Origin of the sequence: Actinoplanes sp. NPDC049681, from assembly GCF_044465265.1 — a bacterium.
GTDB lineage: Bacteria > Actinomycetota > Actinomycetes > Mycobacteriales > Micromonosporaceae > Actinoplanes.
The window spans coordinates 292613-317846 of record NZ_JBITLP010000011.1 but is presented as its reverse complement, the minus strand read 5'-3'; the positions used below and the strand labels follow the sequence as shown (position 1 = coordinate 317846).

Sequence of the window (25234 nt, the reverse complement as noted above, 5' to 3'; positions counted from 1 at the left end):
GGCAACCTCACCCAGTCGCAGATCGCCGACCAGGTCGGCATCTCCCAGATGCACGTCAGCCGCCTGCTCACCAAGGCCCTGACCAAGCTCCGCGGGCAGCTGGACGCCTCGCTCTGACCCTGCCGGGACACGAACGCGCCGCCTCCGTGCCGGGAGGCGGCGCGTTCTCGGTTCCGGGGGTCAGCTGGCGCCGCTGTTCTGCCAGTTGAGCCGGGTCAGCAGCTGCCGGGCGTCGTCCGCCACGTCGGCGTCGGCGATCACGGCGTACTGGGCCGCCTGCAGCGAGCTGCGCGACGAGAAGTCGCGGCGGCCGCCGGTCATCGCCTGGGCGATGGCGCCGAAGACGGCGCCCCAGATCGCGCCGATGAGCAGGCCCAGGAAGATGACGCTGAACCAGTTGGAGTTGCTGAAAAGGCCGAAGAAGACGCCCAGGAACAGGCCGAACCAGGCGCCGCTCGCCGCACCCGCCATCGCGGCGCGGGCGACGGTCACGCGGCCGAGGACGTTCTCGACCAGGCGCAGGTCGGTGCCGACGATGCTGGTCTTCTCGACCGGGAACTTGTTGTCGGAGAGGTAGTCGACCGCCTGCTGGGCGAGGGCGTAGTCCGGGTAGGTCGCCACGGTGACGGTCGGGGTGGGCAGGCCGGCCGGGGCGGCGGGCTCGGTCGCCGGCGTGAAGGGCACGCCGGCCGGGCCCGGGGGGACGGTGCCGGACGCGCCCGGCATGGTCGGTTCGGTCGGGGTGGTCATGGTGCCTCCAGGGGGTCAGTCGGACAGGGGTGCGGAGGATGCCGAGGCCGGTACGGGGGACCCGCCGGGTGACGACGGCTGGTCGCCGGCGGCCAGGCGTACCCAGATGGCGAAGACGGCCGCGACCGACGCGGTGACCGCAGCCACCCCGGCGGCGAAAGCGACGCGGCCGGAGACGAGGTCCGGGACGAGGCGCTCGGAGATCGCCACCGCGCCGAGGCCGAGCAGGGCGGCCGCCGCGGAGAACGCGCCCACGACGGTGAACAGCAGCATCGCCTTGCGGTTGGGCCGTGCCGTCACGCCGGTGATGCGCACCCGGCGGGCCCGGACGAACGCCGATGCCAGCGCGGCCCAGGCCAGGACGATCAGCAGGCCCGCGATCGTGTCGCTCGGGCGGTGCCATTCGGCCCAGACGGTGGCGATCGCGATGACCGTCACGTAGGCCGCGCCGGCCAGCGCCACGGTGCCGCGGATCGCGAACGGCAGCACCAGGATCAGCGCGAACGCCACGGATGCGGCGGCGGTGGTGTGGCCGCTCGGGAACGAGTTGGGGGCGGGGAAGCCGTCGAGGTCCGGCCGGGGGAGCCGGTTCTTGAGCAGCTGCGTGCTGGCGTTGGCGCCGAGCACCAGGACGGCCGCGGCGATCGCCAGGTCCGCGCGGCGGCGGATCACGCCGATCGTGGCGGCGACCAGGCAGACCGCCACGAGGCTGACCAGCGTCGTGCCGTTCAGGGCCCGGTCCAGCACCTGGACGACCCTCGGGTGGTGCACGTCGGCACCGCGCATGACCAGGGTGTCGACGCTCTGGCCCAGCGGCGTACGGACGCACGCGTAGTACACGAGCGCGACGCCTGCCACCGCCAGCACGCTGACGAACGCGTGCGCGAACACGTGCGTGACTCCGCGGCCTGCAGCGGCTTTCTCCTGCTGCACGGGGCGGGATGCCAGGGCCGTCATCCGGTGGGTCCTCCTGTACGTCGCGGCGGGCGGTTCCGCAATGCCCAGACCGCACCGATTTCAAGCGTGGGCGACGGGGGTCACGGCAACTCGACTGCACCCGGCTTCGCTCTCGGCCCGCAACGGCGCCTCGCGACCTTCTAACGGAGCCGGAGCGAGGGGATGCCGAGGCCGCGACCGAGGGGACTTTCATGCTGCTCACCGCCCGACGACTGCTCACCGGGCCGCTGCTGGCGGTCGCGCTCGGAGCCGGCCTGGTCGTGGCGCCACAGGCCGCTGTCGCCGCCGGGGTGACCGCCACCGTGAAGGTAGGCACCACGCTGAAGGTCCGGTCCGCGCCGTCGCTGACCGCGACCGTGGTCGGCTCGGTGCGCAACGGCCAGAAGGTCACGGTCGCCTGCGTGATCACCGGGCAGCGCGTCAAGGGCTCCCTGCGCACGACGACCGCGTGGGACCGCATCGGCGCCGGCCGGTACATCTCCCACGGGTACGTGTCGGCCTCGCGCACCCTGCCGCGTTGCGCGGCGCCCTCGCCGACCGCCGTGCCGGTCAAGGCCAAGCCGGCCGGCAGCACGGCCGCCAGGAGGTACGTGGTCGGCACGGTCAAGAGCTTCGAGGGCCGGGTCAACCTGCGCTCGGCGCCGTCGACCGCCGGGTCGATCCTGGGCTCGGTCGTCTCCGGCACCAAGGTCGACCTGGTCTGCGCGGTCACCGGGCAGAGCGTCAACGGTACGGTCCGCACCACCGGGCAGTGGGACCGCACGTCGGCCGGCGCGTACATCTCGCACGCGTACATGTACTCGGGCACGATCCCGGCCTGCACGGGCTCGGCGGTGCCGGCGCCGACGGTGTCGCTCACCCCGGAGCAGTTCATCAAGGCCTCGGTGGCGGGTGCGCAGCGCGGGTGGCGCGAGTACGGCGTCCCGCCGTCGGTGACGATGGCCCAGGCCATCCTCGAGTCCGGCTGGGGCCGCAGCAGCCTCTCCGCGGTCGACAAGAACTACTTCGGCATCAAGTGCCAGAACGGCTACTACGGCAAGCTGGCGAACGGCTGCCACGTGGTCCGCACGCAGGAGTGCACGAAGGCCGGCAACTGCTTCTCCACCTCCGCCGCCTTCCGTACGTACTCCTCGCAGGCGAACTCGTTCCGCGACCACGGCAACTTCCTGCGCGTGAACCCCCGGTACAAGCCGGCGTTCGCGTACACCAAGAACGCCAACAAGTTCATCTGGAACGTGTGGAAGGCCGGCTACGCCACCGACCCGAACTACTACACCAAGGTCACCGGCATCATGGCGTCCTGGAACCTGTACCAGTACGACACCTGGAAGTAAGCGAGCGATCCTCACCCCCGTCGGCGGAACCCCGTCGGCGGGGGTGATTTGCGTCTTATGCTCGCTTCGGTGAGGAGCAGGCCCGGTACCGCGCGGAACGAGCCGGCGGGAGCGTGGCAGGGACGCTTCGTCGGCCCGCTGCTCGTGCTCGGCCTGCTGGTCCTGGGCGTCACCGCCACGCTGGCCATGGTCGGGGCCATGCGTGCGGATCAGCGCGTGGCCGCGGACCGGGTGATGGACCAGCGCACCGCCGTCGCGCGGGCGGCGGTCGCCGGGGAGACCGGCCGCTACCGCGACCTCATGCACGCGGTGGCCGCCGGGCTGGGCACCAACGCCCGGCTGACCGCCGCGGACTTCGCGGCCGCGACCGCCCCGCTGGACCAGGCCGGTCTGGTCGGTGCCACGTCGGTGGCCTTCGTCGTGCCCGCCGCACCCGGCCGGGTCGCCGAGACCGAACGGCTCTGGCGCTCGCGCGGCGCCTCCGGTCTCACCCTGGAACCGCTCGGCACGTCTCGCGAGCACCTCTTCGCGGTCTTCCGGCGCGGCCTCAACAACGGCGACCCGGGCGTCGTGGGTCTCGACGTGTCGGCCGCGCCCGAGCCGGCAGCCGCGCTGGCCGAGGCCCGCCGCACCGGGCAGCCCACGGTGTCCCAGGCGTACGTCCTGCTCGGGGACCGGAACCTGCCGCAGGCCCGCCAGCAGCTGTCGTTCCTCTTCGTGGCGCCGGTCTTCGCCGCCGACCGGGCCCCGGGCCAGGTGCCGCCGTTCCTGGGATGGCTCGCGATGGGCCTGCACGGCCGGGACTTCCTCGGCGGCGTGCTCAGCACCGCCAGCCAGGGCCTGCTCGACGGCGAGCTGTACGCCACCGACGGCAGCGGCCGGCGCGTCGAGGTGGCCGCGTACGACGCCCGCGGCGTACGGGACCTGACCCGTCAGGCCTCCTTCCCGGTGGCCGACCGGCAGTGGACCCTGCTGACCGGCGCGGATTCGCACTACCTGCCGGGCGCCCGCAGCGGCACGCCCACCGCGGTGCTGATCGGCGGCCTGGTCATCACGGGCATGCTGGCGCTCGTGGTCTGGACCCTCGCCACCGGGCGTTCGCGGGCGCAGGCACGGGTCCTGGTCGCGACCGCCGACCTGCGGGCCGCCGAGGCGGAGAGCCGCCGGCAGGCCGGCCTGCTGAGCGCCATCATGGCGAGCATCGGCGACGGGGTCGGGGTGGTCGACGAGAACGGCGCCTTCCTGCTGCACAACCCGGCGGCCCAGGCGCTGCTCGGGGTCGCCGACGGTGTCGGCGGGCCGGAGGGCTGGCAGGAGCACTACGGCCTGTTCCGCCCCGACGGCCACACCCCCTTCCCGGTGGAGGAGATGCCGCTGGTCCGGGCGTTGCGCGGGGAGTCCTCCGACGGCGTCGAGATGCTCATCCGCAACGACAGCCGCCCGGACGACATCCTGGTCAGCGTCGACGGCCGCCCGCTCGATCCCAGCGCCGGGCAGCACGGCGCCGTCGCGGTGTTCCACGACATCACCGAGCTGCGCCGCTACGAGAACGATCTGGCCGTGTTCGCCGGGGTGGTCGCGCACGACCTCAAGGCGCCGCTGTCGATCGTCCGCGGGCACTGCGAGAACGCGGCCGACGAACTCGCCGACGCACCCGACGGCCCCGAGGTCCGCGAGGCGCGTGCCGCCATGCAACGGGTCGCCGATGCGGTGGACCGGATGGCGGGCATGATCGACACGCTGCTGGCGTACGCGACCGCCCGGGACGCGCCGCTCAAGCACCGGCCGGTGCCGCTGGGCCCGCTGGTCGCGGACGTGATCGAGCAGCGTACGCAGCAGCCGCGGCCGGCCGGGACCCCGCCGCCGGACATCTACGTGGGCCCGCTGCCTGTGGTCGACGCGGATCCGGCGATGCTGCGGCACGTGTTGGACAACCTCGTCGGCAACGCCCTGAAGTACGTACCGGCGGGACGCGCCGCCCGCATCGACGTCACGGCCGCCCCCGCGGAGGAGGGCTGGACCCGCATCGACGTGGCCGACCGCGGTATCGGCATCCCGGCGGAGGACCAGCCGGACATCTTCGAGACGTTCCACCGGGCGACCACCGCGGCCGGGTACGCCGGCACCGGCCTCGGCCTGGCGATCTGCCGCCGCATCGTGGAACGCCACGGCGGCGTGATCGGCGTGACCGACAACCCCGGCGGAGGAACACGGTTCCACTTCACCCTGCCGCTGGCCGACGCGACCGGCACGGACGGCCCCGAACCCGCGCGGGCCGCGCTGGGCCGGGCGCTCGCCGAGCGCGCCGCGGTCGAGCAGGCCGCGCTGCACGAACCGGGCGGGGACGTCAGAGCGGCGGGGACGGCATCAGCTCCGCCACGCATGCGAGGAGCTGGGCCGGCAGGAACGGCTTGAGCAGCGTGGCACTGGCGCCCACCTCGGCCGCGCGGGCGTCCCCGGGCAGCATCGAGCCGCTGGCCAGCACCACCGGGATGTGCCGCAGGCCGTCGTCGGCCCGGATCGCCCGGCACAGGTCGAGCCCGGTCATCTTCGGCATGTCGACGTCCGTGATCACCACGTCCGGCCGGTGCCGGCGCACGGCCTCCAGCGCGGCCGCCCCGTCGGTGGTGGCGACGACCTCGTGCCCCGCGCGCTCGAGGGCGCGCCGCAGCACGAACAGGATGTCTTCGTGGTCCTCGGCGACGACGATCATGGGGGCTCCCGCCCTTTCCTCAGCGACGGTGTCGCAGGGATAAAGACGCAGGCGCCCACGGGACACGGGCCGCGCCGACTTCGTTGCAAGATGGAGCCATGACTCTTCCGTCCGTACCCCTCGGCGGTCCGGTCGCCATGCCCCTGCTGGGCTTCGGCACCTGGCAGCTGAGCGGCGACGCGGCATACGACGCCGTCCGCGAGGCGCTGGAGGCCGGCTACCGCCACCTTGACACCGCGACCATGTACGGCAACGAGGCCGAGGTCGGCCGGGCGCTCGCCGACAGCGGCGTACCGCGCGACGAGGTCTTCGTCACCACCAAGCTGCCGCCCGAGCGCGTGGGCCGCGAGCGGGCCACCCTAGACGCCAGCCTGGCCGCGCTCGGACTCGACGCCGTCGACCTGTGGCTGATCCACTGGCCGCCGCGCCGGGGCGGCTCGGTGGCCGTCTGGCGGGAGTTCCTGGCCGCCCGGCAGGAGGGACGGGCGCGGGCCGTCGGCGTGAGCAACTACGACATCGACGGCATCGACGAGCTGATCGCCGCGACCGGCGAGAAGCCGGCGGTGAACCAGATCCGCTGGGGCCCGAAGCTGTACGACGCCAAGCTCGTCGCCGAGCACCGCGAACGCGACATCGTGGTCGAGGGCTACTCGCCGTTCAAGACCACCAACCTGCACGACCCGGTGCTCACCCGCATCGCGACCGCCCACGGCGTCGACCCGGCCCGGGTGGTGCTGCGCTGGCACGTCCAGCACGGCATCGTGGTCATTCCCAAGAGCGGTACGCCCGAGCGGATCGCCGGCAACGCGCGTATCGACGGTTTCGTGCTCTCGAGCGAGGAGATGGCGCAGATCGACGGACTGTCCCGGCTGGGCTGACCGGGGCGGCGATAATCACCGGGCATTTCCCGCCGGGAGTGCCTATTGTTGACGCGCCATGTCTGTAACGCCCATAAGCCAGGACCTCGCCGAGCTCCGCCGCAGGTTGCCCGCACTGCTTCCCCGCGACGAGCACCGGCTCGGGCGGCGGCTCGAGGGCACCCGCAGAATCCGGGACGAGGCCGCGCGGGCCGCCGCGCTCGCCGAGATCGCCGACGAGGTCGCCCGGGCCGAGGAGCGCCGCGAGGCGCGGCTCGCCGCCGTACCCGTCGTGTCATATCCGGAAGAGCTGCCGGTCAGCGCCCGCAAGGACGACATCCTCGCCGCCATCCGCGACCACCAGGTCGTGATCGTGGCGGGGGAGACCGGGTCGGGCAAGACCACCCAGATCCCGAAGATCTGCCTGGAGCTGGGCCGGGGCGTGCGCGGCCAGATCGGGCACACCCAGCCGCGGCGGATCGCGGCGCGCACGGTGGCCGAGCGCATCGCCGAGGAGCTCGGCACCTCCCTGGGCGCGACGGTCGGCTACAAGGTCCGCTTCACCGACCAGGTCTCCGACGAGACCATGATCAAGGTGATGACGGACGGCATCCTGCTGGCCGAGATCCAGAACGACCGGATGCTGCGCCGCTACGACACCCTGATCATCGACGAGGCGCACGAGCGCAGCCTCAACATCGACTTCATCCTGGGCTACCTCAAGCAGCTGCTGCCCAAGCGGCCCGATCTCAAGCTGATCATCACCTCCGCGACGATCGAGACGCAGCGCTTCGCGGAGCATTTCGCGGGCCCGCAGGGTGCGGCGCCGGTCATCGAGGTGTCGGGACGGACCTATCCGGTCGAGGTCCGGTACAGGCCGCTGGTGGAGGAGACCGAGGAGAGCCGCGAGGAGCCGGTCGACCTCATCGACGGCATCGCCGCCGCGGTCGACGAGCTCGGGCTGGAGAGCCGCGGCGACATCCTGGTCTTCCTCAGCGGCGAGCGCGAGATCCGCGACGCCGCCGACGCGCTGAACCGCCGCGACCTGCGCGACACCGAGGTCGTGCCGCTCTACGGCCGGCTCTCCGCCGCGGAGCAGCACCGGGTCTTCGAGCGCCACACCGGGCGCCGGGTCGTGCTTGCCACCAACGTCGCCGAGACCTCGCTGACCGTGCCCGGCATCCGCTACGTCATCGACCCGGGCACGGCCCGCATCTCGCGGTACAGCAACCGGCTCAAGGTGCAGCGGCTGCCCATCGAGCCCGTCTCGCAGGCCAGCGCCAACCAGCGCAAGGGCCGCTGCGGGCGTACCAGTGACGGCATCTGCATCCGGCTGTACTCCGAGGAGGACTTCGAGGGGCGGCCGGAGTTCACCGAGCCCGAGATCCTGCGTACCAATCTCGCCTCGGTCATCCTGCAGATGACCAACCTGGGCCTGGGTGACCTGGCCGCGTTCCCGTTCATCGACCCGCCGGACCGGCGCAACGTCACCGACGGCATCAAACTCCTCGAGGAGCTCGGTGCCCTCGACACGCGCAAGCTGACCGCGATCGGGCGCCAGCTCGCGCAGCTGCCGGTCGACCCGCGGCTGGCCCGCATGGTCATCGAGGCCGGCAAGCAGGACTGCGTGGCCGAGGTCATGGTGGTGGCCGCCGCACTGTCGATCCAGGACCCGCGGGAGCGGCCCGGTGAGAAGCAGCAGCAGGCCGATGAGAAACACGCCCGGTTCACCGACAAGGAATCGGACTTCTTCACCTACCTCAACCTGTGGCGCTACCTGCGCGAGAAGCAGCGGGAGCTGTCAGGCAACCAGTTCCGGCGCCTGTGCCGCACGGAGTTCCTCAACTACCTGCGCGTCCGCGAGTGGCAGGACATCTACGCCCAGCTGCGCCAGGTCGCCCGGAGCCTCGGCCTGGAGATCACCGAGGACGACGAGCGGGTGCCGGACGGCCAGCGTTTCCACACCGCCCTGCTCGCCGGCCTGCTCAGCCACATCGGACTCAAGGACGTCGACAAGCGGGAGTATCTGGGCGCGCGCGGCGCGAAGTTCGCCCTGTTCCCCGGCTCGGCGCTGTTCAAGAAGCAGCCCCGCTGGGTCATGTCCGCCGAGTTGGTGGAGACCTCGCGGCTGTGGGCCCGGGTCAACGCCCGGATCGAGCCGGAATGGGCCGAGAGGCTGGCGCCGCACCTGGTCAAGCGCAGCTACAGCGAGCCGCACTGGGAGAAGAAGCAGGGCGCCGTCATGGCGTACGAGAAGGTGACCCTCTACGGGCTGCCGATCGTGCCGCGGCGCAAGGTCGGCTACGGCAAGGTCGACCCGGAGCTCTCCCGTGAGCTGTTCATCCGCCACGCGCTGGTCGAGGGCGACTGGGACACCCACCACGCGTTCTTCGCCGAGAACGCCCGGCTGCTGATGCGCATCGAGGAGATCGAGAACAGGGCCCGGCGGCGCGACATCAAGGTGGACGACGAGACCGTCTTCGCCCTGTACGACGCGCGCGTCCCGGCCGACGTCGTCTCGGCCCGGCACTTCGACGCCTGGTGGAAGAAGGCGCGCCGGGAGAACCCGCAGCTACTCACCTTCACCCGGGAAATGCTCGTCAACGCCGGCCGCGACGCCGTCGACCCGGCCGCCTACCCGGACGCCTGGCTGGCCGGCGGCGTGCGGCTGCCGCTGTCGTACCAGTTCGAGCCCGGTGCCGCGGCGGACGGTGTGACCGTGCGCGTGCCGCTGCCGCTGCTCAACAAGCTCGACGGCGACGACTTCGGCTGGAACGTGCCCGGCCTGCGCAAGGACATCATCGTGGCGCTGATCCGGGCCCTGCCCAAGCAGCTGCGGACCAGCTTCGTGCCCGTACCCGACTGGGCCGACGCGGTGCTCGCGCGCATCCCGGCGCGGCGCGGGGCGCTGCCCGACGCGGTCGGCGACGAGTTGCGCCGGCTGACCGGCACGGTGGTGCCGCGCGACGCCTGGCGGCCCGAGCAGGTCCCCGATCATCTGCGGATGAACTTCCAGGTCGTCGGCGAGGACGGCGCCGTCGTGGGGGAGGGCCGCGACCTCGACGTGCTGCGGACCGCCCTGGCCCCGAAGGTCCAGGCCACGATCTCCGCCGCGGCCGGCGACATCGAGCGGCGCGGCATCACCACCAACGATTTCGGTACGCTGCCCCGCACGGTCCAGCAGGTCCGCGGCGGCTACGAGGTGACCGTGTACCCGGCCCTGGCCGACGAGGGCGACAGCGTGGCGGTGCGGGTCTACGAGACCGAGGCCGAGCAGCGGGAGGCGATGCGGGCCGGAACCCGGCGGCTGCTCCTGCTGACCCTGCCGCCGGCCGCCCGCTACCTGCAGGGGCGCCTGGACAACCGGGCCAAGCTGGAGCTGTCCCGGGGCAACCCGTACCGCTCGATCGCCGACCTGCTCGACGACTGCGCGGGGGCGGCGGTCGACCGGCTCGTGCAGGACGCCGGCGGCCCGGCCTGGTCGACGGAGGCGTTCGCGAAGCTGCGCGACGAGGTGCGGGCCGATCTGGTGGACGCCACCGCCACGGTCGTCACCCAGGTGCGGGCGGTGCTGGCCACCGCGTACGAGATCGGCCAGCGGCTCGGCACCACCCGTGACCCGGCGCTGGTCCCGGCCCTGGCGGACATCCGGGCGCAGCTGAAGGCGCTGGTCTACCCGGGTTTCGTCACGGACACCGGGTGGCGCCAGCTGCACCACCTGCCCCGCTACCTGAAAGGCATCGCGTACCGTCTCGACCGCCTCGGCGGCAACCTGGCGCGCGACCGGCAGCTGATGGCGCAGCTGCAGGAGATCGAGGCGGAGTATCGCGAGCTGCGCGAGGACCTGCCCCGCGGCGGCCCCGCCGACGAGGGGTTGCGCGAGATCCGCTGGATGCTCGAGGAGCTGCGGATCAACTTCTTCGCCCAGTCGCTGGGCACCGCGCACCCGGTGTCCGACAAGCGGATCTACCGGGCGATGGACCAGCTCCCGGCCTGATCCGGCCGTCCTGGGGTGCGCTGTGGGGAGCGGTCGGGTGCCGTTCGGTTACCCGCCTGTCATCGGGCGCCCCGAGGCCCTAGCGTCCTTCCCATGACGAACGAATTCCTCGCCTTCGCCCCGATTTCCGCCGCTCCCGCCGTCGACCCGGCCCGCGCGCTGCTGGACGAGATGATGGCGCGGGTGGGTGTCGACGGCCTGGCCGCCGCGCTGGGTGACGCCGGCCTGCTCGCGCAGGTCGACCAGCACGCCGCCGCCGTCCGGGACGCCTTGCACCACGCCGGCCGTGAGGTCGACGCCGAGGGGCTGGCGGCGTACGCCAAGTCGATCGTCGCCGCCGCCGCGCGGATGGGCCGCCCGGTGCCGGAGCCGGGTCAGGCGTACGTGTCGGGCTCGGCCTGGCTGTCCGCGGAATGGCACCTGATGCGACTCGTGGCCGTCTGCATGATTGCCGAGTCGGCCGGTCTGCTCTGAGCGCTGCCCGAAACGCCGACTCGACGAACTTCGCGGCGTTTGGTGGATAACGTACCTTCTGGGGATGCATCTCCCCGTCAGAATTGCCACGACTGTCCTGACCGTCCCGATGCTCGCCGCGACCGCACTCGCCACCAGCGCGACCGCCGCGACCGCCAATGCGGGCACCGCATCGGCAGCCGCCGCGCCCGTCACGGTCGCCCGCTACACCTTCGACACCGGCACCGTTGCCGCCGGCCGGATCGCCGACCGCTCCGGCAAGGGCCCCGCCCTCACCGTCCGTCGCGCCGACGGCGGATCCATCCACTTCAACGGCACCACCGCCGACAAGTACGCCGCGTTCCCGGCGCCCTGCGCCGACAGCGCCACCCTCTGCCCGCGCGTGCTCCTCGAGGGCACGGACGACGCGGACCTCGACCCCGGCACCCGGCTGTTCCGCTGGGGCGCCACCGTACGCCTCACCAAGGCCCAGGTCACCGACTCGTCGAACGTCATGCAGAAGGGCGTCTCGGACACCGACAGCCAGTGGAAGATGCAGATCGGCGCCGCCCAGGGCAAGGCCCACTGCGTCGTGATCGGGCAGGGCGCGGCGAAGCCGACCATCTACATCGTGCGCTCCACGGTCGGCGTGGCCGACAACAAGTGGCACGACGTGTTCTGCCAGCGCTCCGGCACCCGCCTGACCGTCTACATCGACGGCACGGACCGCGGCCACATCACCATCCCGGCGACGCTGTCCATCGGCAACAACCTGCCGCTGCGCATCGGCGGCCCCAACTTCCACACCCGCAGCGACATGTACCACGGGCTGCTCGACGACGTCTGGGCGCGGATCGGCTGAGCCCCGGGCCGCCCCACCAACGGCTCGGCCGGGTGGCGGTCCGGACACGAGGAGGGCCGAGACCCCGGCAAGGGTCTCGGCCCTCCTTCCTGTCGTGCTCCGGCCGGTGGTTCCGGGCCTGGCCGGGCCTAGCGGTTCCGGGCCTGGCCGGGCCCAGCGGTTCCGGGCCTGGCCGGGCCCAGCGGTTCCGGGCCTGGCCGGGCCCAGCGGTTCCGGGCCTGGCCGGCTGACGGTGCTGGGCCATGCGGGCCGGACCGGCGGTTGCGGGCCCGGATCGCCCGTCGTAGGTCGCGGTCGGCTGTTCCGCGGGCGGCGCCGGCCGTCGCGGTCAGCTACGCCGGAAGGCGTAGGAGCGGCCGGTGCCCGCGGCCGCGGCGCGCCCCGAGCGGGCGCGCCCCGAGCGTTCCCGGGCCGCCTGGCGGGTGTCCGCCGCGCCGTGGTGCGCGGCGGCGTCCTGCCGCGATTCCGCGCGGCCGCCGGCCGGCGGCACGTCCAGCGCCGCGGCGATGTCCGCGCGGGCGAGGTCGTCCGGATCGACGTGGAGGGAGAAGGGCTGGGCAGGCATGGTGAGGTCTCCTCTTCGTACGAGAGGCGAGAACCGTGGCGAGAAAGAACGCGTGAAGCCCCGGGCGCCGGTTGCGGCGGACCCACGGCGGACGAACGCCGCCGGAACTACCCGGTGCCGGAATGCGGCAGAGGCAGCGTCTCAGGAGATCATGCGCTCACGGTAGCGCCGGGCCGGGGACCGCGCGAACGGTTTATCCGTCGATCCGGGCCAGGCCGGCGTCGAGCGTCGCCGTCGCGGTCGGGTAGTCCCGGAGCTGCTCCTTCACCAGGCGCAACCCGGCCTGCAGGGCCACCGGCGGCACGCTGCGTGCCTCCAGCACCCGGGCGGTCCAGTCGACGAAATCGGTGAAGACCTGCGGGTCGCCGACGTAGAGGGCGGCAGCGAGGAAGTCCACGATGTGGCCCAGATCCTCGACCGTCGCGTCGTGTTGGCGCTGGTCGTATGCGGCCATCGGCGGGTACGTCGCCGCGAGGCGGTCCAGTGTGCCCTGCACGAGGTCGCCGCGGCGGCGGGCGACGTACGTGTATTCGTCGTCACCCATGAACGCCGTCGCGTACGGGTCTCCGACGACCGGCGGCCACCGGTGCGCGAGCCGCGCGACCGCCTCCTCGGCACCGGCCGCCCACGCGTCGGCGCCCAGGCGCTGCGCCCACCGGCCCTCGGCGCCGAAGCCGCGGCCGCCCGCGATCACCGGGACGCCGACCGAGCGGCACGCCGTGATGGCCGCGTGCGCGCGGGGGAGCCGGGTGGCGATCATGCAACTCAGGGCGACCGCGTCGGGACCGGTCTGGTGCAGGTGGGTGACCAGGTGCGGGCCCGGCACGCTGGCGCCCAGGAAGTCGACGCGCCAGCCGTCCAGCCGCAGCATCTCACCGAGCATCCGCACCGGCAGCGCATGCCATTCGCCGTCCACGCAGGCCAGGGTGACCCGGCCGCGGGTGGGCCGGACCGTGGTGTGGGCGGACACCGCCGCCAGGGCGCGTTCGCTGATCGCCGTGGCGGCGTGCTCGCGGGCGATCGACCACTCGTTGGCCGCCCACAGCTCGCCGACCCGGTTCTGGGTCGGCGCGATGAGGTCGAGCATGATGCGCTGGGCCGGGACGCCGGCCTCGAGCAGGCCGGTCACCACCTCGACGGCACCGTACTCGTCCCCGTCGCCGACGAGCTGCAGGTAGTGGTCGGCGAGGCCGGGGTCGCCGAGGGAACCGGGGGGAGTGGTCGTGAAGACAGTCATCAGCGGATGCGGTTCCTCCGATCACCCCGCCGGGCGTCGATCGCGAACGGGGAACCTGCGGGGCCGGTCTCCATCAGGCTGAGCTTGGTACGGGCCGGCGCCCGTACGGCCAGCAGGGCGATGTCGTCGCGGACACCACCGTGCACCCAGTCGGACACGAGCTGGCGGATCCGTTCCACGGTCGCGTCTCCGGGCATGCCGCGGCAGCTCGACAACGCGTCGCGCAGGCGGGCCTCGCCGTACTGCTCCTGGCCGGTCGGGCCGCCCCGGGCCTCGGTGAGGCCGTCGCTGTAGAGCAGGCAGAGCTCGCCAGGACTCAGCTCGACCGTGCCCGGCCGTACCGTGATGTCGGGAACGACCCCGACCAGCGTGCCCTTCACCGGGGCCGCCTCGACCGTGCCGTCGGTGCGCAGCACCAGCGGCACCGGGTGCCCGCCCGTGGCGAGGCAGATCCGGACCCGGCCGTGCTCGGCACGGGCGATCGAGCCGACCACCATCGTCACGAAGCGGTGCTGGCGGCCGGAGCCGAGCAGGGCGCGGTTGAGGACCTTGAGCATCGCGGCCGGGTCGTGCTCCACCAGGCTCAGGGCCCGGAGGGTCTGGCGGATCTTGCCGGTGAGCACGGCGGCCTCGGGACCCTTGCCGCACACGTCGCCGAGCGCGATCACGGTCTCGCCGCCCGGCTCGTCCGGCTCGAAGACGTCGTAGAAGTCGCCGCCGATGCGCAGCGCGTCCCGGGCGGCCTGGTACGAGCCGACCAGCTCGACGCCGTCCGGCTGGGGCAGCTCCGGCGGCAGCAGGTCGGCCTGCAGGATCGCGGTGGTGTCGACCTGCTCGCGGTAGAGCGCGGCGGCCGAGATGGCGGCGCCGGCGCGGGCGGCGAAGATGCGCGCCAGCATCTCGTCGTCGGGCGCGAACTCGGCGTCCGCGCCGCGGCGGGCCAGGATCAGCGCGCCGGCCGGTTCGGCGTTGCCCGGCAGCGGCGTGACCAGCAGTGCGCCGACCGGGCCGAAGTCCTCCGGCAGCAGCCAGGCGGGCACCTGGGAGGCGTCCAGCCAGCGGCTGGGGATCGGGGGGAACCCGCCGAGCGCCTCCTCCAGGCCGGGGACCTCGCCGAGCATCCGCTCGCGCAGCGTCCCCTCCTCGACCGAGCCGTCGCGGACCAGCCGGATCCACTCGCTCTGCCGGCGCTGCGCCGGCAGCACGACCACGGCCGCGTCCGCCAGGTGGGAGACGGCCAGCTCGACGGTGGTACGCAGGCAGCGCCGCTGGTGCAGCGACGCGGACAGCCGGCGTCCGGCCTCGGCGAGGAACTCGGTGCGCGCCCGTTCGGCCTGGAACTGTTCCGCCCGGCGTACCTCGTCCGTGCAGTCGCGCAGATACCAGGCGTAGTGGTCCTCGTCGAGGGGCCGGCGGCGGCCGTGCACCTGCCGGCCTCGTACCTCATCGGTGAACGTCTCGGCGCCCTCGGTCAGCGCGTCGGAAAGCCGCCGCAGCGGTCCTCCGGCGACGCCCTGCCCGGGACGCAGGTCCGGCACGAGTTCGGCCGCGGCCGCGTTGACCAGCACGATCGTGTCGTCCACGGCGGTGCACACGACGATCGCCTCGGCAGACGCGTCGAGCGCGGCCCGCAGCAGTGCGGGGGCGGGGGCGAGGACCGGCGGACCGGTCGCGTGACCATCGCTCCGCCGGTCGTCCGCCCGAAGCGGAAGGTGAGCCGTCACCACGGTCCTCCTTTCTGTGTCCCCGCCTGACAGGGTCAGCAATTCCACCCACCCTACGCGCTCGGTGGGTGGGCGTCGCTGCTCAGAAGGTGGAACCGGGGTCGGTGTCGACGACGATCGGCGCGTGGTCGGACGGGCCCTTGCCCTTGCGGGCCTCCCGGTCCACCACGGCGTCGCGGACCGCGGCGGCGACGTCGGCGGTGGCGTACACGAGATCGATCCGCATCCCCTTGTTCTGGTGGAACATCCCGGCCCGGTAGTCCCAGTACGTGTACGGCCGGTCGCCCTTGAGCGGCCGCGGCACGACATCGGTGAACCCCAGGTCACGAAGGGCGGCGAGGGCATCGCGCTCGGGCGGCGTGACGTGCGTGGAGCCGATGAAGAGCCGCGGGTCCCACACGTCGTCGTCGGTCGGCGCGACGTTGAAGTCGCCGGTGAGGACGGCGGGGCCCTTCTGCTCGGCCAGCGCCTCACGCAGCGCGGCGAACCAGGCCAGCTTGTACGCATAGTGCGGGTCCTCCGGCGTGCGGCCGTTGGGCACGTACACGGAGGTGAAGCGGATCCCGCCGCAGGTGGCGCTGATCGCCCGCGCCTCGGGCTCGGGGTAGCCGGGCTCGCCGTCGAAGCCGCGCCGCACGTCGTCGAGGCCGATCCGGGAGAGCAGGGCGACACCGTTCCAGCGGCCCTGGCCGTACGCGGCGGTCTCGTAGCCGAGCTCGGCGACCTCGGCGGCGGGGAAGGCGTCGGCGCCCACCTTGGTCTCCTGCAGGCACAGGACGTCGGGCCGGGTGCCCTCCAGCCAGTCCAGCAGGCGGGGCAGCCGGGCCTTGACGGAATTCACGTTCCAGGTCGCGAAGCGCATGGCTCCAGCCTGCCGCATCCGGCGGCGACGAGCCCGTCAGCGCTCCGGGGAACGGTGGTCGGCGCGCATCGGGGCGCCGTGCGTGCGAGTGGCCGCGAGCAGGGCGGCCGCGAGCCCGGAGGCCAGCACCAGGAGCACGGCCACGAGCCAGACAACCGATCCGTCGGATCCGATCAGACTTGCCATGAGTGTCGCCTCCCTTGTCCATGTGATCGGCAGAATCGGTCCCGATGCAAGGAACCTGGCCGAGCAAATAGTGCCGGACTCGCGGAAGGTACGCCAGTGGAGGGAGAGACCTTTGTCACCTCCTGGGGAATCACCCCAGTGGCTGGTGCCCCGCGGCCAGAGGCGCCGGCCCGGGCACGTGCCGGTCCGCCGCCCAGTGCAAGGCGAAGTCGCCCGGTGACACTCCCGGGCCCCAGAGCCAGCCCTGCGCCTGGGTCACGCCGGTCGCCGCCAGCGCGTCCCGCTGGGCCCGGGTCTCCACGCCCTCCGCGACGATGCCGAGGCCGAGGGCCCGGCTCATCGCCACCACGGCCCGGACGATCTCCTCGTCCTCGGCGCTCTCGCCCAGGCCGGCCACGAACGAGCGGTCGATCTTCACGCCGGTGACCGGGAAACGCCGCAGGTAGCCCAGCGCGGAGAAGCCGGTGCCGAAGTCGTCGACGAGCAGGCGCAGGCCCAGCTCCCGCAGCTCGTACAGGACCCGGGCCGCGGTGCCGCCGCCGTCGACCATCACCGACTCGGTCATCTCCAGCGCCACGGCCGAGGCCGGTACGCCGTACCGCCGCAGTTCCGCCTCCACCGTCGCGGGCAGCTGCGGATCAGCGAGCTGCAGGGGCGACACGTTGATCGACAGGTAGAAGTCCTCGTCCACGGTGCCGTCGGCGCGCCACTGCGCCAGCTGGTGCAGCGCCTCGTTGCGGACCCAGGTGCCGAGGGGCTCGATCAGGCCGGCGTCCTCCGCCACCGGAATGAAGGTCATCGGCGGGATCGGGCCGCGTTCGGGATGGTTCCAGCGCACCAGCGATTCCGCTCCGGTGGGCCGGCCGGTCTCCAGGCGCACGATCGGCTGGTAGACGACGGTCAGCCCGCCCTCGGCCAGCGCTGTGCGCAGGGCCCCTTCCAGCTCGATCCGCTCGCGGACCCGGTCGTGCATGGAGGCGTCGAAGATCGTGCTGCGGCCCGGTCCCTCGCCCTTCGAGCGGTACATCGCCGTGTCCGCGTCGCGCAGCAGGGCCTCGGTGACGGCCGCGGGATCCCCGCCGGCCGGCGCGTGGGCCAGGCCGATCGACGCGGTGATCACCACTTCGGTGTCGCGTACCGGCACCGGCGTCGCGAAGCAGCCCTGGATCTCGTCGACGAGCCGCAGCGCGCCCGGCTCGTCGCCGACGTACGTCACCAGGAACTCGTCCCCGCCCACCCGCGCCAGCATGGTGCCGGGCGGCACCGCGGCGCGCAGCCGCCGAGCCACCTCGATGACGAGCTGGTCGCCGGTGTCGTGCCCCCACGAGTCGTTGACCCACTTGAAGCCGTCGAGGTCCAGCAGCCCCACCCAGACCCGGGCCCCGCCGCCCACCGGGAGGCGTGCGATCAGCCGCTCGACCTCCGTGGTGATCATCCGCCGGTTGGGCAGGCCGGTCAGCGGATCGTGCATCGCCTGGAACTCCGAGTGCAGCTGCGCGGCCACCTGCGCCTGCACGGCGAGGATCGCGCGCAGCATGAGCAGCGCCACGATGGCCAGGCCGCACGCCCCGATGAGCATCCGGTACGCGAAGGAGTGGCCGCCGACCGTCAGGAGCAGGACGAACGGGGTGGCGACCGCCGGCACCAGCAGCGTCATCCGCTGCCACGACCACGCCTGCACCGGCGGGCGGTCGGCACGGCCCATCTCGACCACCGAGGGGTGCATGGCGCTGACCCCGATGAGCGTGTACGCCAGCAGGAACGGCACGTCGAGCAGGGGAGAGGCGTACGTGCGCCCGGAGACGCCGATGATCGCGTACGCGAGGTCGCCGGTGAGGATGAGCGCGATCCCGGTGACCAGGCTGACCAGGCTCGGCGGCCAGGACCGGGCGGTGAAGGTCAGGTTGATGCCCATCGCGAGCAGGACCACGTCGAACAGGGGGTACAGCCCGGCGAGCACCGACACGACGGCCGGGCGGCCGGGCACGGTGGCGGCCGGGGCGGCCAGCAGCAGGACGCTCGCCAGGCCGCCGGCCAGGCACACGATGAGGCCGTCCAGGACGGCGTGCCGCTCGATGCTGCCGCGTGCCCACAGCAGGATGCAGAAGAAGACGCCGAGCAGAAGGTAACCGGGAACGGTGGCGGCGTCGGCGAGCAGCGGCCGTGAGGTCACGAGCGGCCGGAGGATCACGCCGATCAGGAAGCACAGCGCCGCGGCGCCGAGCACCGGCCAGGCGGAGCGCGGGCGTACGGCGAACCGCAGCGGGACCACGAAACAGCCGACCACCGTGCCGGCGGCGATCACGGCGAAGCAGACGGCGTCGGCCGTGGAGTTGGGGCCGACGGTGTACAGCACGGTGGCCAGCACGCCGGCGATGCCGAACGCCTGCCACCACGGGCGGGCACGGGGCGGTGCCGCAGCGGCTCGCACGCGCACCCCCCTGACGGTCGTCAGCTCATCAGCGTCCCCGCCGTCGGCACCGTGCCGGTCCCCGGGCCGTCCTCGGCGGGATTGCCGTGGACGAACAGGGTCGGGCACGCACATCGGCGTAGCAGCTCCCCCGCGACCGCGCCGAACAGCGATCCGCCGTCGGTGCCGCGGGGTCCCACGATCATCATGCGGGCTCGGCGGGACGCGCGTACGAGAGTTGGCGCAGGATCTCCGACCAGTACCCGGCTTCGCGCTGCGGTGAGCCCGGGACATGCGGCCATCGCGGTGTCGAGCAGCCGCCGCCCGGCCGGCACACCGCCCGGTCCGGGCACCGCGTGGACCACCTCCAGGGCCACCTGCCGCCGGCACGCCTCGGCGGCAGCGAGCCGCAGTGCGGCGAGCGAGCTGGCCGACCCGTCGACGGCCGCCATCAGCGGGCCGGAGGGCGGGCGAACGCCACGCGCCACCACCACCGGGCACCGCGCGTGGGCGACCGTCTGCACCAGTAGCGAGTCGAGCGGCAGGCGGGAGCGGGAGGCGAGATTGTCGTCGCCGAGCACCAGCAGGTCGGCCGTGCGGGTGCGGCGCAGGAGCTCGCGGACCGGGTCGCCGTCGACCAGTAGGCCCTCGACCCGGACACCGGGGACGGAACGGGCGGCGGAGTTCTCGGCTTCCCGCACGATGAGTTCGGCATCGTGTCGCGCGGAGCAGTAATCCGGGGGATCATTTGAGGAGCGCCGGCCGGGCCAGGCGAAGACGTGCAGGATCCGCAACGGCTTCCCGCGGATCACCGCCTCCCGGGCACCGAGCCGCGCGGCGGCCAGGCCCGCGGCCGTTCCGTTTACGCCCACGACGACAGGAGCAGGGTCGGCAATCTGCATCGGTTCACCACCTCCGCACCGCGACGAAGCGGTCCACCGACCATTATCTATGGTTCAACGGGGACCGGCGGTCGTGATCAATCCCTCAGCGGTCGACCGCCTGATGACCCGTTCAGCTTGAGGGTTTACGGTGAACGGCAGGTTATTGGCGACATCTGCCGGTGAAGTGAGGGAAATACATGACGGATGTCAAGCTCGACCACCCCGGTGGCCAGTTGTCCTTGCCGGTGCGCCCGGCGGTCGAGGGCCCGGGCGGGATCGAGATCAGCGCCCTCCTCAAGGAGACCGGCTACGTCACTCTCGACCAGGGGTTCGTGAACACGGCCTCGTGCGCCTCGGCGATCACGTACATCGACGGTGACGCCGGCATCCTGCGCTACCGGGGCTTCCCGATCGAGCAGCTCGCGGGCAAGGCCTCGTTCCTCGAGGTCTCGTACCTGCTGATCCACGACGCCCTGCCGACGCCGGCGCAGCTCGCCGAGTTCGCGGACAAGATCCGGGTGCACACGCTGCTGCAGGAGGAGATGCGCACCTTCTTCTCCGGCTTCCCGCGCGACGCCCACCCGATGGCGGTGCTGTCGTCCGCGGTGACCGCGCTGTCGACCTTCTACCAGGACGCGCTGGACCCGACCGACCCCGAGCAGGTCGAGATCTCCGCGATCCGGCTGATGGCGAAGCTGCCCACCATCGCGGCGTACGCCTACAAGAAGTCCATCGGCCACCCGCTGCCGTACCCGGACAACTCGCTGGACTACGTCGACAACTTCCTGCGCATGACCTTCGGCCTGCCGACGCTGGCCTACGAGGTCGACCCGAAGGTCGCCAAGGCGCTGGACATGCTCTTCGTGCTACACGCCGACCACGAGCAGAACTGCTCCACCTCCACGGTGCGCCTGGTGGGGTCGGCGCAGGCCAACCTCTTCGCCTCCGTCGCCGCGGGCATCAACGCACTGTCCGGCCCGCTGCACGGCGGCGCCAACTCGGCGGTGCTCGAGATGCTCGAGCAGATCCGCGCCGACGGCGGTGACGTCCAGTCCTTCGTGCGCCGCGTCAAGGCGAAGGAGAAGGGCGTCAAGCTGATGGGCTTCGGCCACCGGGTCTACAAGAACTACGACCCGCGCGCCGCGATCGTGAAGAAGGCGGCACAGGACGTGCTGTCCACGATGGAGCGCCCCGACCCGCTGCTCGACCTGGCCTTCCAGCTCGAGGAGATCGCCCTCGCCGACGACTACTTCGTCTCCCGCAAGCTCTACCCCAACGTGGACTTCTACACGGGCCTGATCTACAAGGCCATGGGCTTCCCGACGAAGATGTTCACGGTGCTGTTCGCCCTCGGCCGGCTCCCCGGCTGGATCGCGCAGTGGGGCGAGATGATGGCCGACCCGACCACGAAGATCGGCCGCCCGCGCCAGCTCTACACGGGCGAGGCCGAGCGTCAGTTCGTGCCGATCACCGAGCGCTGATTCCTCTCACGCCGTCCGGCCGTCCCGGTTTTCCGGGGCGGCCGGCTGCGTTTCCAGGGCGGCCAGCCACGAGATGACCCGGGCGGCGCCGTCGTCGTCCGCCAATCGCGCGGCCAGCGCCCTCGCCCGCTCCCGGTGCCGCGGCTGCGACGTCGCGGCGGCCAGGGCCGCCGCGAGCCGGTCGGCGGTGAGCCGGGAGAGCGGGATCGGCGGCGGGCTCACCCCGAGGTGGTGCAGGCGGCGGGCCCAGAACGGCTGATCGGCCAGCACGGGTACGGCGACCGCCGGCACTCCCGCCCGCAGCCCGGCCGCCGTGGTACCCGCGCCCGCATGGTGCACGACCGCCGCCATGCGCGGGAACAACCAGTCGTGCGGCAGCGGGCCGACGCTGAGCACATCGGGGTGGTCGCCGGTCGCCCGCAGCCCCGACCAGCCGGCCTGCACGACGGCGCGGACCCCGGCAGAGCGGACCGCCGCGAGCACGGGTTCCGCCAGGCGCTCGCCGTGCCCGGGCGCCATACTGCCGAAGCCGACGAACACCGGCGGCGGCCCGGCCGCCAGGAACGCCTCGACCTCGGCCGGTGCGGCCCAGCCGGCCTCCCGGGCGGGCCACCAGTAGCCGACGACCTCGTGCGAGGGCGGCCAGTCCGTGGGGCGGGGCACGACGGCGGTGCTGAAGCCGTGGAAGGTCGGCCACCGGTGCTGCTGCTCGCGTTGCAGGTCGCCGACGGCCCGGGGCGGCAGGCCGAGCCGGGCGCGCAGCTCGCGAACCGGCCGCCGGTAGAGCGGCCGGGCGGCGGCCTCGGTGAGCCGGCCCAGCAGGCGGTTGGCCGTACGCCCGGCCGAGCGCCCGCCCACCAGCACCGGCCCGAAGTCGCCGGTCGGGAACACCGGTTGCAGGAACACCCCGGCCCACGGGATGCCGGCGGCCTCCGCGACCTGGTAGCCCAGCGGCGCGACCAATGTGGACAGCAGGACGGCCTCGGCGCCGGTGCGGCGTACGGCCGTGGCGATGCCGTCGCCCATCTCGGCGACCAGCGGGCGGGCGATGCGCAGCAGCCGCGCCAGCGCCCGCGGGCCGGTGCCCGAGCCGTTGCCGTCCTGGCCGCGGGCCAGCGGGAGGATGCGCCGCAGGTCGCCGGGGATAGGCTCGAACGGCAGCGCCACCTGGCCGCGGAACGGCTCGTGGGTGGCGACGGTGACGTCGTGCCCGGCGGCCCGGAGCCGTTCGCCGAGACCGGTGTACGGCGCGACGTCGCCGGTCGATCCGGACGTCACGATCAGGACCCGCACCCGGCCATCATCGCACCCGGGAACATGCCTTGACCGTTATATAACCAAGGTGGAATAGTCGGCTCGTGCCCGCCGACGCCATCTCCGTCCTGGCCGAGCCCACCCGCCGCCGGATCCTCGACGAGCTGCGGCTGGCCGAGCGCAGCGTCGGCGACCTCGTCGGCGCCCTGGAGATGAGCCAGCCGGCCGTGTCGAAACACCTCAAGGTGCTGCGCGAGGCCGGGTTCGTGTCCAGTCGTACGGCCGCCCAGCAGCGGATCTACCGGCTCGAGCCGGAGCCGTTCCGTGAGCTGGAGGCCTGGCTGGCGCCGTACCGAAGGCTCTGGAGCCGGCACCTGGACGCCCTCGTGCGCCACCTGGAGGAATCATGAACGGATTCGACCCCGGACCGGCCGCGGGCGCCGACGTGGTGCCCGCCGACGGCCGCTGGACCCTGATCTTCGTCCGCGACCTGCGGCACCCGCCGGAGCAGGTCTGGGCCGCGCTGACCGACCCCGAGCGCCTCGACCGGTGGGCGCCGTTCACCGCCGCGCACGACCTGTCCCGCCTCGGCGAGGTCACCCTTGTCGTCGTCGACGGTCCGGATCGGACGGAGAGTCCGGCCACCGTGCTGCGGGCCGAGGCGCCCGTCGTGCTCGAGTACTCGTGGGGCGACGACCTGCTGCGCTGGGAGCTCGAGCGCACCGCGGACGGCACCCGGCTGACCCTGCGTCACCTGTTCGCCGACCGCGACGGGGCACCGATGTTCGCCGCGGGCTGGCACCTGTGCGCCGCCGTGCTCACCCGCCTGCTCGACGGCGAGCCGGTCGGCGTGATCCGGGGCCGCGAGGCGATGGCGTACGGCTGGGACGACCTGCGCGCGGCGTACGAGAAGCAGTTCCGCGCCGACGCTTGAGCGGCGCGCCCATCGGGCAAGTCTGCGTCATGGACGTCGTCATCGGGATCGACACCGGAACCACCGCGACGAAGGCCGTTGCCGCCGGGATGGACGGCGAGGTACGCGTGGTGACCAGCGTGCACTACCCCCTCTCGGTGCCCGGGCCGGGCCGGGCCGAGCTCGATCCGGGCCGGCTGCGCGACGCCGCGGTCCAGGCGCTGATCGCCGTGGCGAAACAGTGCCGGGAACGCGGCGACCGGGTCCTCGCGGTCAGCCTCAGCGCCTTCCTGCACGGCCTCGTGCCGATGGACGCCGACGGCAACCCCGCCGGGCCGCTGATCACCTGGGCGGACAACCGCTCCTCGCGGCAGAGCGAGGCCATCGCGGAGTCCGGGCGGGCCAAGGCGCTGCAGGCGCGTACCGGCACCCCCGTGCACCCGATGGCGCCGCTGGCGAAGCTGGCGTGGTGGCGCGCCGAGGATCCGGCCGTGCTGCGCGACACCCCGCGCTGGGGCGGCGTCAAGGAGGTCGTGCTCAGCGGCCTTGCCCGCGAGGGGTTCGTCGTCGACCTGTCGGTCGCCTCGGGCACCGGCCTCTACGACATCCACGAGCGCCACTGGGACCCGGAGGCCCTCGACATCGCCGGCATCGACGCGGGCCGGCTCGCGGAGGTCGTGCCGACCACCACCGCCCTCGCGCTGCGGGCCGAGGTGGCGAGCGCGGCGGGTCTGCCACCCGGTACGCCGCTGATCATCGGCGCCGCCGACGGCCCGCTGGCGAACCTGGGCGTCGGCGCCACCCCGGCCGGGGTCGCGGCGGTCTCGCTGGGCACCAGCGGCGCGCTGCGTACGGTGGTGGACGCGCCCGCGGCGGACCGCGCCGGCCGGCTGTTCTGCTACGCGCTGACCGAGGACCGCTGGGTGCTCGGCGGCGCGATCAACAACGCCGGCTCGGTGGTGCGCTGGGCGGGCCAGACCATGGCCGAGGGCTTCGACCGTCCGGCGGCCGAGGGGGAGGACGCCGACGTACGCGACGCCGCCCTGCTGGTCGAGGCCGCGTCGGCGCCCGCGGGCAGCGACGGGCTGCTCTGCCTGCCGTACCTGCTGGGGGAGCGGGCGCCGTGGTGGCGGGGCGGGATGCGGGGGGCGTACCTCGGGCTGCGCCGCGAGCACGGCCGCCCGCACCTGGTGCGCGCCGCGGTCGAGGGCGTCTGCCAGCAGCTGGCCCTGGTCCGCGACACGTTCGCCACCGAGGGCATCCCGATGACCGAGGTACGGGCCACCGGCGGGGCGGTCGCCTCCGAACTGTGGGTGGGCGTACTGGCCGCGGCGCTCGACCTGCCGGTGGCCGTCGCGGACACCCCGGAGGGCACCGCCCTGGGTGCCTGCCTGCTGGGCCTGCACGCGATCGGTGACCTGCCCGACCTGGACCGGGCCGCGGCGCTGGTGGACATCACCGCCCACACCCGGCCCGACCCGGAGGACGCCGCGCTCTACAAGCGGCTGCGGCCGCTCATCGAGAGGTCCGCGCTCGCGGTGACCGACGTCCTCACCGAGCTCGACAAGCTGGCGCCCTCGCCGCTGCCCGGTACGGAGAAGGCGGTGGACTCCCGGGCGTGAGGATGGTTACGACACCCCGCGTTGACGCGGCGGGTGGCGGTGCGACAGAGTGACCCGCGAGCGGTAGCGGAGGAACCCGGTGCGAGTCCGGGACGGTCCCGCCACTGTGACCGGGCGAGCGCAGGCCGCCCGGGAGTCAGGAGACTCCGGCCGCTCGCTCCCTCCCACACGCG

Annotated in this window: 22 protein-coding genes and 1 riboswitch; of the genes, 11 read left to right on the top strand and 11 right to left on the bottom strand. The window is 73.2% G+C overall.

The window, feature by feature from the left end; translation table 11 throughout:
- A partial coding sequence (locus ACIBO8_RS35600; protein WP_396119922.1) for a sigma factor-like helix-turn-helix DNA-binding protein occupies positions 1-117 on the top strand: 117 nt, incomplete at its 5' end.
- 63 nt (positions 118-180) lie between these two features.
- Here ACIBO8_RS35600 and ACIBO8_RS35595 read toward each other — a convergent pair.
- Both ACIBO8_RS35595 and ACIBO8_RS35590 read right to left on the bottom strand, forming a co-directional pair.
- Complete coding sequence (locus tag ACIBO8_RS35595; RefSeq protein WP_396119910.1) at positions 181-750, bottom strand: general stress protein; 570 nt, start codon at positions 748-750, stop codon at positions 181-183.
- Positions 751-765: 15 nt separating this feature from the next.
- Entirely contained in the window at positions 766-1707 is a 942-nt protein-coding gene (locus ACIBO8_RS35590) for a phosphatase PAP2 family protein (RefSeq protein WP_396119909.1), read from the bottom strand.
- 191 nt (positions 1708-1898) lie between these two features.
- Between ACIBO8_RS35590 and gsmA the strand changes: the two genes are divergently transcribed.
- Together gsmA and ACIBO8_RS35580 are read left to right on the top strand one after the other, a co-directional pair.
- A complete protein-coding gene (gene gsmA, locus ACIBO8_RS35585; RefSeq protein ID WP_396119908.1) occupies positions 1899-3041 on the top strand; it encodes a sporangiospore maturation cell wall hydrolase GsmA in 1143 nt (380 codons plus the stop codon).
- Between the two features lie 69 nt (positions 3042-3110).
- On the top strand, positions 3111-5456 hold the full coding sequence (locus tag ACIBO8_RS35580; protein ID WP_396119907.1) for an ATP-binding protein: 2346 nt from the start codon (positions 3111-3113) through the stop codon (positions 5454-5456).
- Here the strand turns inward: ACIBO8_RS35580 and ACIBO8_RS35575 are convergent.
- Positions 5389-5754, bottom strand: a complete 366-nt coding sequence (locus tag ACIBO8_RS35575) for a response regulator (protein ID WP_396119905.1) — start codon at positions 5752-5754, stop codon at positions 5389-5391. The two genes, ACIBO8_RS35580 and ACIBO8_RS35575, sit on opposite strands and share 68 nt — an antisense overlap.
- A 98-nt stretch (positions 5755-5852) precedes the next feature.
- Here ACIBO8_RS35575 and ACIBO8_RS35570 point away from each other — a divergent pair, with 98 nt between their 5' ends.
- From ACIBO8_RS35570 to ACIBO8_RS35555, 4 genes are all read left to right on the top strand, one after another.
- On the top strand, positions 5853-6632 hold the full coding sequence (locus ACIBO8_RS35570) for an aldo/keto reductase (RefSeq protein ID WP_396119904.1): 780 nt from the start codon (positions 5853-5855) through the stop codon (positions 6630-6632).
- Positions 6633-6690: 58 nt separating this feature from the next.
- Positions 6691-10608: an ATP-dependent RNA helicase HrpA gene (gene hrpA / locus ACIBO8_RS35565; RefSeq protein WP_396119903.1), complete on the top strand. Its 3918-nt coding sequence runs from the start codon at positions 6691-6693 to the stop codon at positions 10606-10608.
- Between the two features lie 93 nt (positions 10609-10701).
- Entirely contained in the window at positions 10702-11082 is a 381-nt protein-coding gene (locus tag ACIBO8_RS35560; protein WP_396119902.1) for a DUF6401 family natural product biosynthesis protein, read from the top strand.
- A gap of 109 nt (positions 11083-11191) precedes the next feature.
- Complete coding sequence (locus ACIBO8_RS35555; RefSeq protein WP_396119900.1) at positions 11192-11923, top strand: LamG-like jellyroll fold domain-containing protein; 732 nt, start codon at positions 11192-11194, stop codon at positions 11921-11923.
- 328 nt (positions 11924-12251) lie between these two features.
- Here the strand turns inward: ACIBO8_RS35555 and ACIBO8_RS35550 are convergent, their stop codons facing one another.
- From ACIBO8_RS35550 to ACIBO8_RS35520, 7 genes are all read right to left on the bottom strand, one after another.
- The gene (locus tag ACIBO8_RS35550; RefSeq protein WP_396119899.1) at positions 12252-12488 is read right to left on the bottom strand and encodes a hypothetical protein; all 237 of its coding nucleotides are present in this window, start codon (positions 12486-12488) and stop codon (positions 12252-12254) included.
- A gap of 193 nt (positions 12489-12681) precedes the next feature.
- On the bottom strand, positions 12682-13725 hold the full coding sequence (locus tag ACIBO8_RS35545) for a B12-binding domain-containing protein (RefSeq protein ID WP_396119898.1): 1044 nt from the start codon (positions 13723-13725) through the stop codon (positions 12682-12684).
- Positions 13725-15449, bottom strand: a complete 1725-nt coding sequence (locus ACIBO8_RS35540) for a PP2C family protein-serine/threonine phosphatase (protein WP_396119897.1) — start codon at positions 15447-15449, stop codon at positions 13725-13727. Before ACIBO8_RS35540 ends, ACIBO8_RS35545 begins: the two co-directional genes overlap by 1 nt.
- A gap of 82 nt (positions 15450-15531) precedes the next feature.
- The gene (locus tag ACIBO8_RS35535; RefSeq protein WP_396119896.1) at positions 15532-16311 is read right to left on the bottom strand and encodes an exodeoxyribonuclease III; all 780 of its coding nucleotides are present in this window, start codon (positions 16309-16311) and stop codon (positions 15532-15534) included.
- Between the two features lie 36 nt (positions 16312-16347).
- A complete protein-coding gene (locus ACIBO8_RS35530; protein ID WP_396119895.1) occupies positions 16348-16497 on the bottom strand; it encodes a hypothetical protein in 150 nt (49 codons plus the stop codon).
- A 130-nt stretch (positions 16498-16627) separates the two neighbouring features.
- Positions 16628-18928: a putative bifunctional diguanylate cyclase/phosphodiesterase gene (locus ACIBO8_RS35525; RefSeq protein WP_396119894.1), complete on the bottom strand. Its 2301-nt coding sequence runs from the start codon at positions 18926-18928 to the stop codon at positions 16628-16630.
- A 20-nt stretch (positions 18929-18948) separates the two neighbouring features.
- Entirely contained in the window at positions 18949-19809 is an 861-nt protein-coding gene (locus tag ACIBO8_RS35520) for a universal stress protein (protein WP_396119893.1), read from the bottom strand.
- 179 nt (positions 19810-19988) lie between these two features.
- Between ACIBO8_RS35520 and ACIBO8_RS35515 the strand changes: the two genes are divergently transcribed.
- Positions 19989-21272: a citrate synthase gene (locus ACIBO8_RS35515; protein ID WP_396119892.1), complete on the top strand. Its 1284-nt coding sequence runs from the start codon at positions 19989-19991 to the stop codon at positions 21270-21272.
- A 6-nt stretch (positions 21273-21278) separates the two neighbouring features.
- On the opposite strand, the gene ACIBO8_RS35510 is transcribed toward ACIBO8_RS35515, so the two are convergent.
- Positions 21279-22565: a glycosyltransferase gene (locus tag ACIBO8_RS35510; protein ID WP_396119891.1), complete on the bottom strand. Its 1287-nt coding sequence runs from the start codon at positions 22563-22565 to the stop codon at positions 21279-21281.
- Positions 22566-22630: 65 nt separating this feature from the next.
- Between ACIBO8_RS35510 and ACIBO8_RS35505 the strand changes: the two genes are divergently transcribed.
- The 3 genes from ACIBO8_RS35505 to ACIBO8_RS35495 are packed head-to-tail and all read left to right on the top strand — an operon-like array spanning position 22631 to position 25061.
- Complete coding sequence (locus tag ACIBO8_RS35505) at positions 22631-22936, top strand: ArsR/SmtB family transcription factor (protein ID WP_396119890.1); 306 nt, start codon at positions 22631-22633, stop codon at positions 22934-22936.
- Positions 22933-23460, top strand: a complete 528-nt coding sequence (locus tag ACIBO8_RS35500) for an SRPBCC family protein (RefSeq protein ID WP_396119889.1) — start codon at positions 22933-22935, stop codon at positions 23458-23460. The genes ACIBO8_RS35505 and ACIBO8_RS35500 overlap by 4 nt, the downstream gene beginning before the upstream one ends.
- A 29-nt stretch (positions 23461-23489) precedes the next feature.
- Entirely contained in the window at positions 23490-25061 is a 1572-nt protein-coding gene (locus ACIBO8_RS35495; protein WP_396119888.1) for a gluconokinase, read from the top strand.
- Between the two features lie 69 nt (positions 25062-25130).
- Positions 25131-25208, top strand: a riboswitch (cobalamin riboswitch).
- Positions 25209-25234 lie beyond the last annotated feature (26 nt).

What these genes read in the sequence shown, in the direction of transcription:
- ACIBO8_RS35500 (WP_396119889.1), top strand. Translation starts at nt 22,933, where the DNA reads ATGAACGGATTCGACCCCGGACCGGCCGCGGGCGCCGACGTGGTGCCC.
- hrpA (WP_396119903.1), top strand. Translation starts at nt 6,691, where the DNA reads ATGTCTGTAACGCCCATAAGCCAGGACCTCGCCGAGCTCCGCCGCAGG.
- ACIBO8_RS35560 (WP_396119902.1), top strand. Translation starts at nt 10,702, where the DNA reads ATGACGAACGAATTCCTCGCCTTCGCCCCGATTTCCGCCGCTCCCGCC.
- ACIBO8_RS35530 (WP_396119895.1), bottom strand. Translation starts at nt 16,497, where the DNA reads ATGGCAAGTCTGATCGGATCCGACGGATCGGTTGTCTGGCTCGTGGCC.
- ACIBO8_RS35595 (WP_396119910.1), bottom strand. Translation starts at nt 750, where the DNA reads ATGACCACCCCGACCGAACCGACCATGCCGGGCGCGTCCGGCACCGTC.
- ACIBO8_RS35575 (WP_396119905.1), bottom strand. Translation starts at nt 5,754, where the DNA reads ATGATCGTCGTCGCCGAGGACCACGAAGACATCCTGTTCGTGCTGCGG.
- ACIBO8_RS35545 (WP_396119898.1), bottom strand. Translation starts at nt 13,725, where the DNA reads ATGACTGTCTTCACGACCACTCCCCCCGGTTCCCTCGGCGACCCCGGC.
- ACIBO8_RS35495 (WP_396119888.1), top strand. Translation starts at nt 23,490, where the DNA reads ATGGACGTCGTCATCGGGATCGACACCGGAACCACCGCGACGAAGGCC.
- ACIBO8_RS35550 (WP_396119899.1), bottom strand. Translation starts at nt 12,488, where the DNA reads ATGCCTGCCCAGCCCTTCTCCCTCCACGTCGATCCGGACGACCTCGCC.
- ACIBO8_RS35570 (WP_396119904.1), top strand. Translation starts at nt 5,853, where the DNA reads ATGACTCTTCCGTCCGTACCCCTCGGCGGTCCGGTCGCCATGCCCCTG.
- ACIBO8_RS35535 (WP_396119896.1), bottom strand. Translation starts at nt 16,311, where the DNA reads ATGCGCTTCGCGACCTGGAACGTGAATTCCGTCAAGGCCCGGCTGCCC.
- ACIBO8_RS35555 (WP_396119900.1), top strand. Translation starts at nt 11,192, where the DNA reads ATGCTCGCCGCGACCGCACTCGCCACCAGCGCGACCGCCGCGACCGCC.
- gsmA (WP_396119908.1), top strand. Translation starts at nt 1,899, where the DNA reads ATGCTGCTCACCGCCCGACGACTGCTCACCGGGCCGCTGCTGGCGGTC.
- ACIBO8_RS35515 (WP_396119892.1), top strand. Translation starts at nt 19,989, where the DNA reads ATGACGGATGTCAAGCTCGACCACCCCGGTGGCCAGTTGTCCTTGCCG.
- ACIBO8_RS35520 (WP_396119893.1), bottom strand. Translation starts at nt 19,809, where the DNA reads ATGCAGATTGCCGACCCTGCTCCTGTCGTCGTGGGCGTAAACGGAACG.
- ACIBO8_RS35590 (WP_396119909.1), bottom strand. Translation starts at nt 1,707, where the DNA reads ATGACGGCCCTGGCATCCCGCCCCGTGCAGCAGGAGAAAGCCGCTGCA.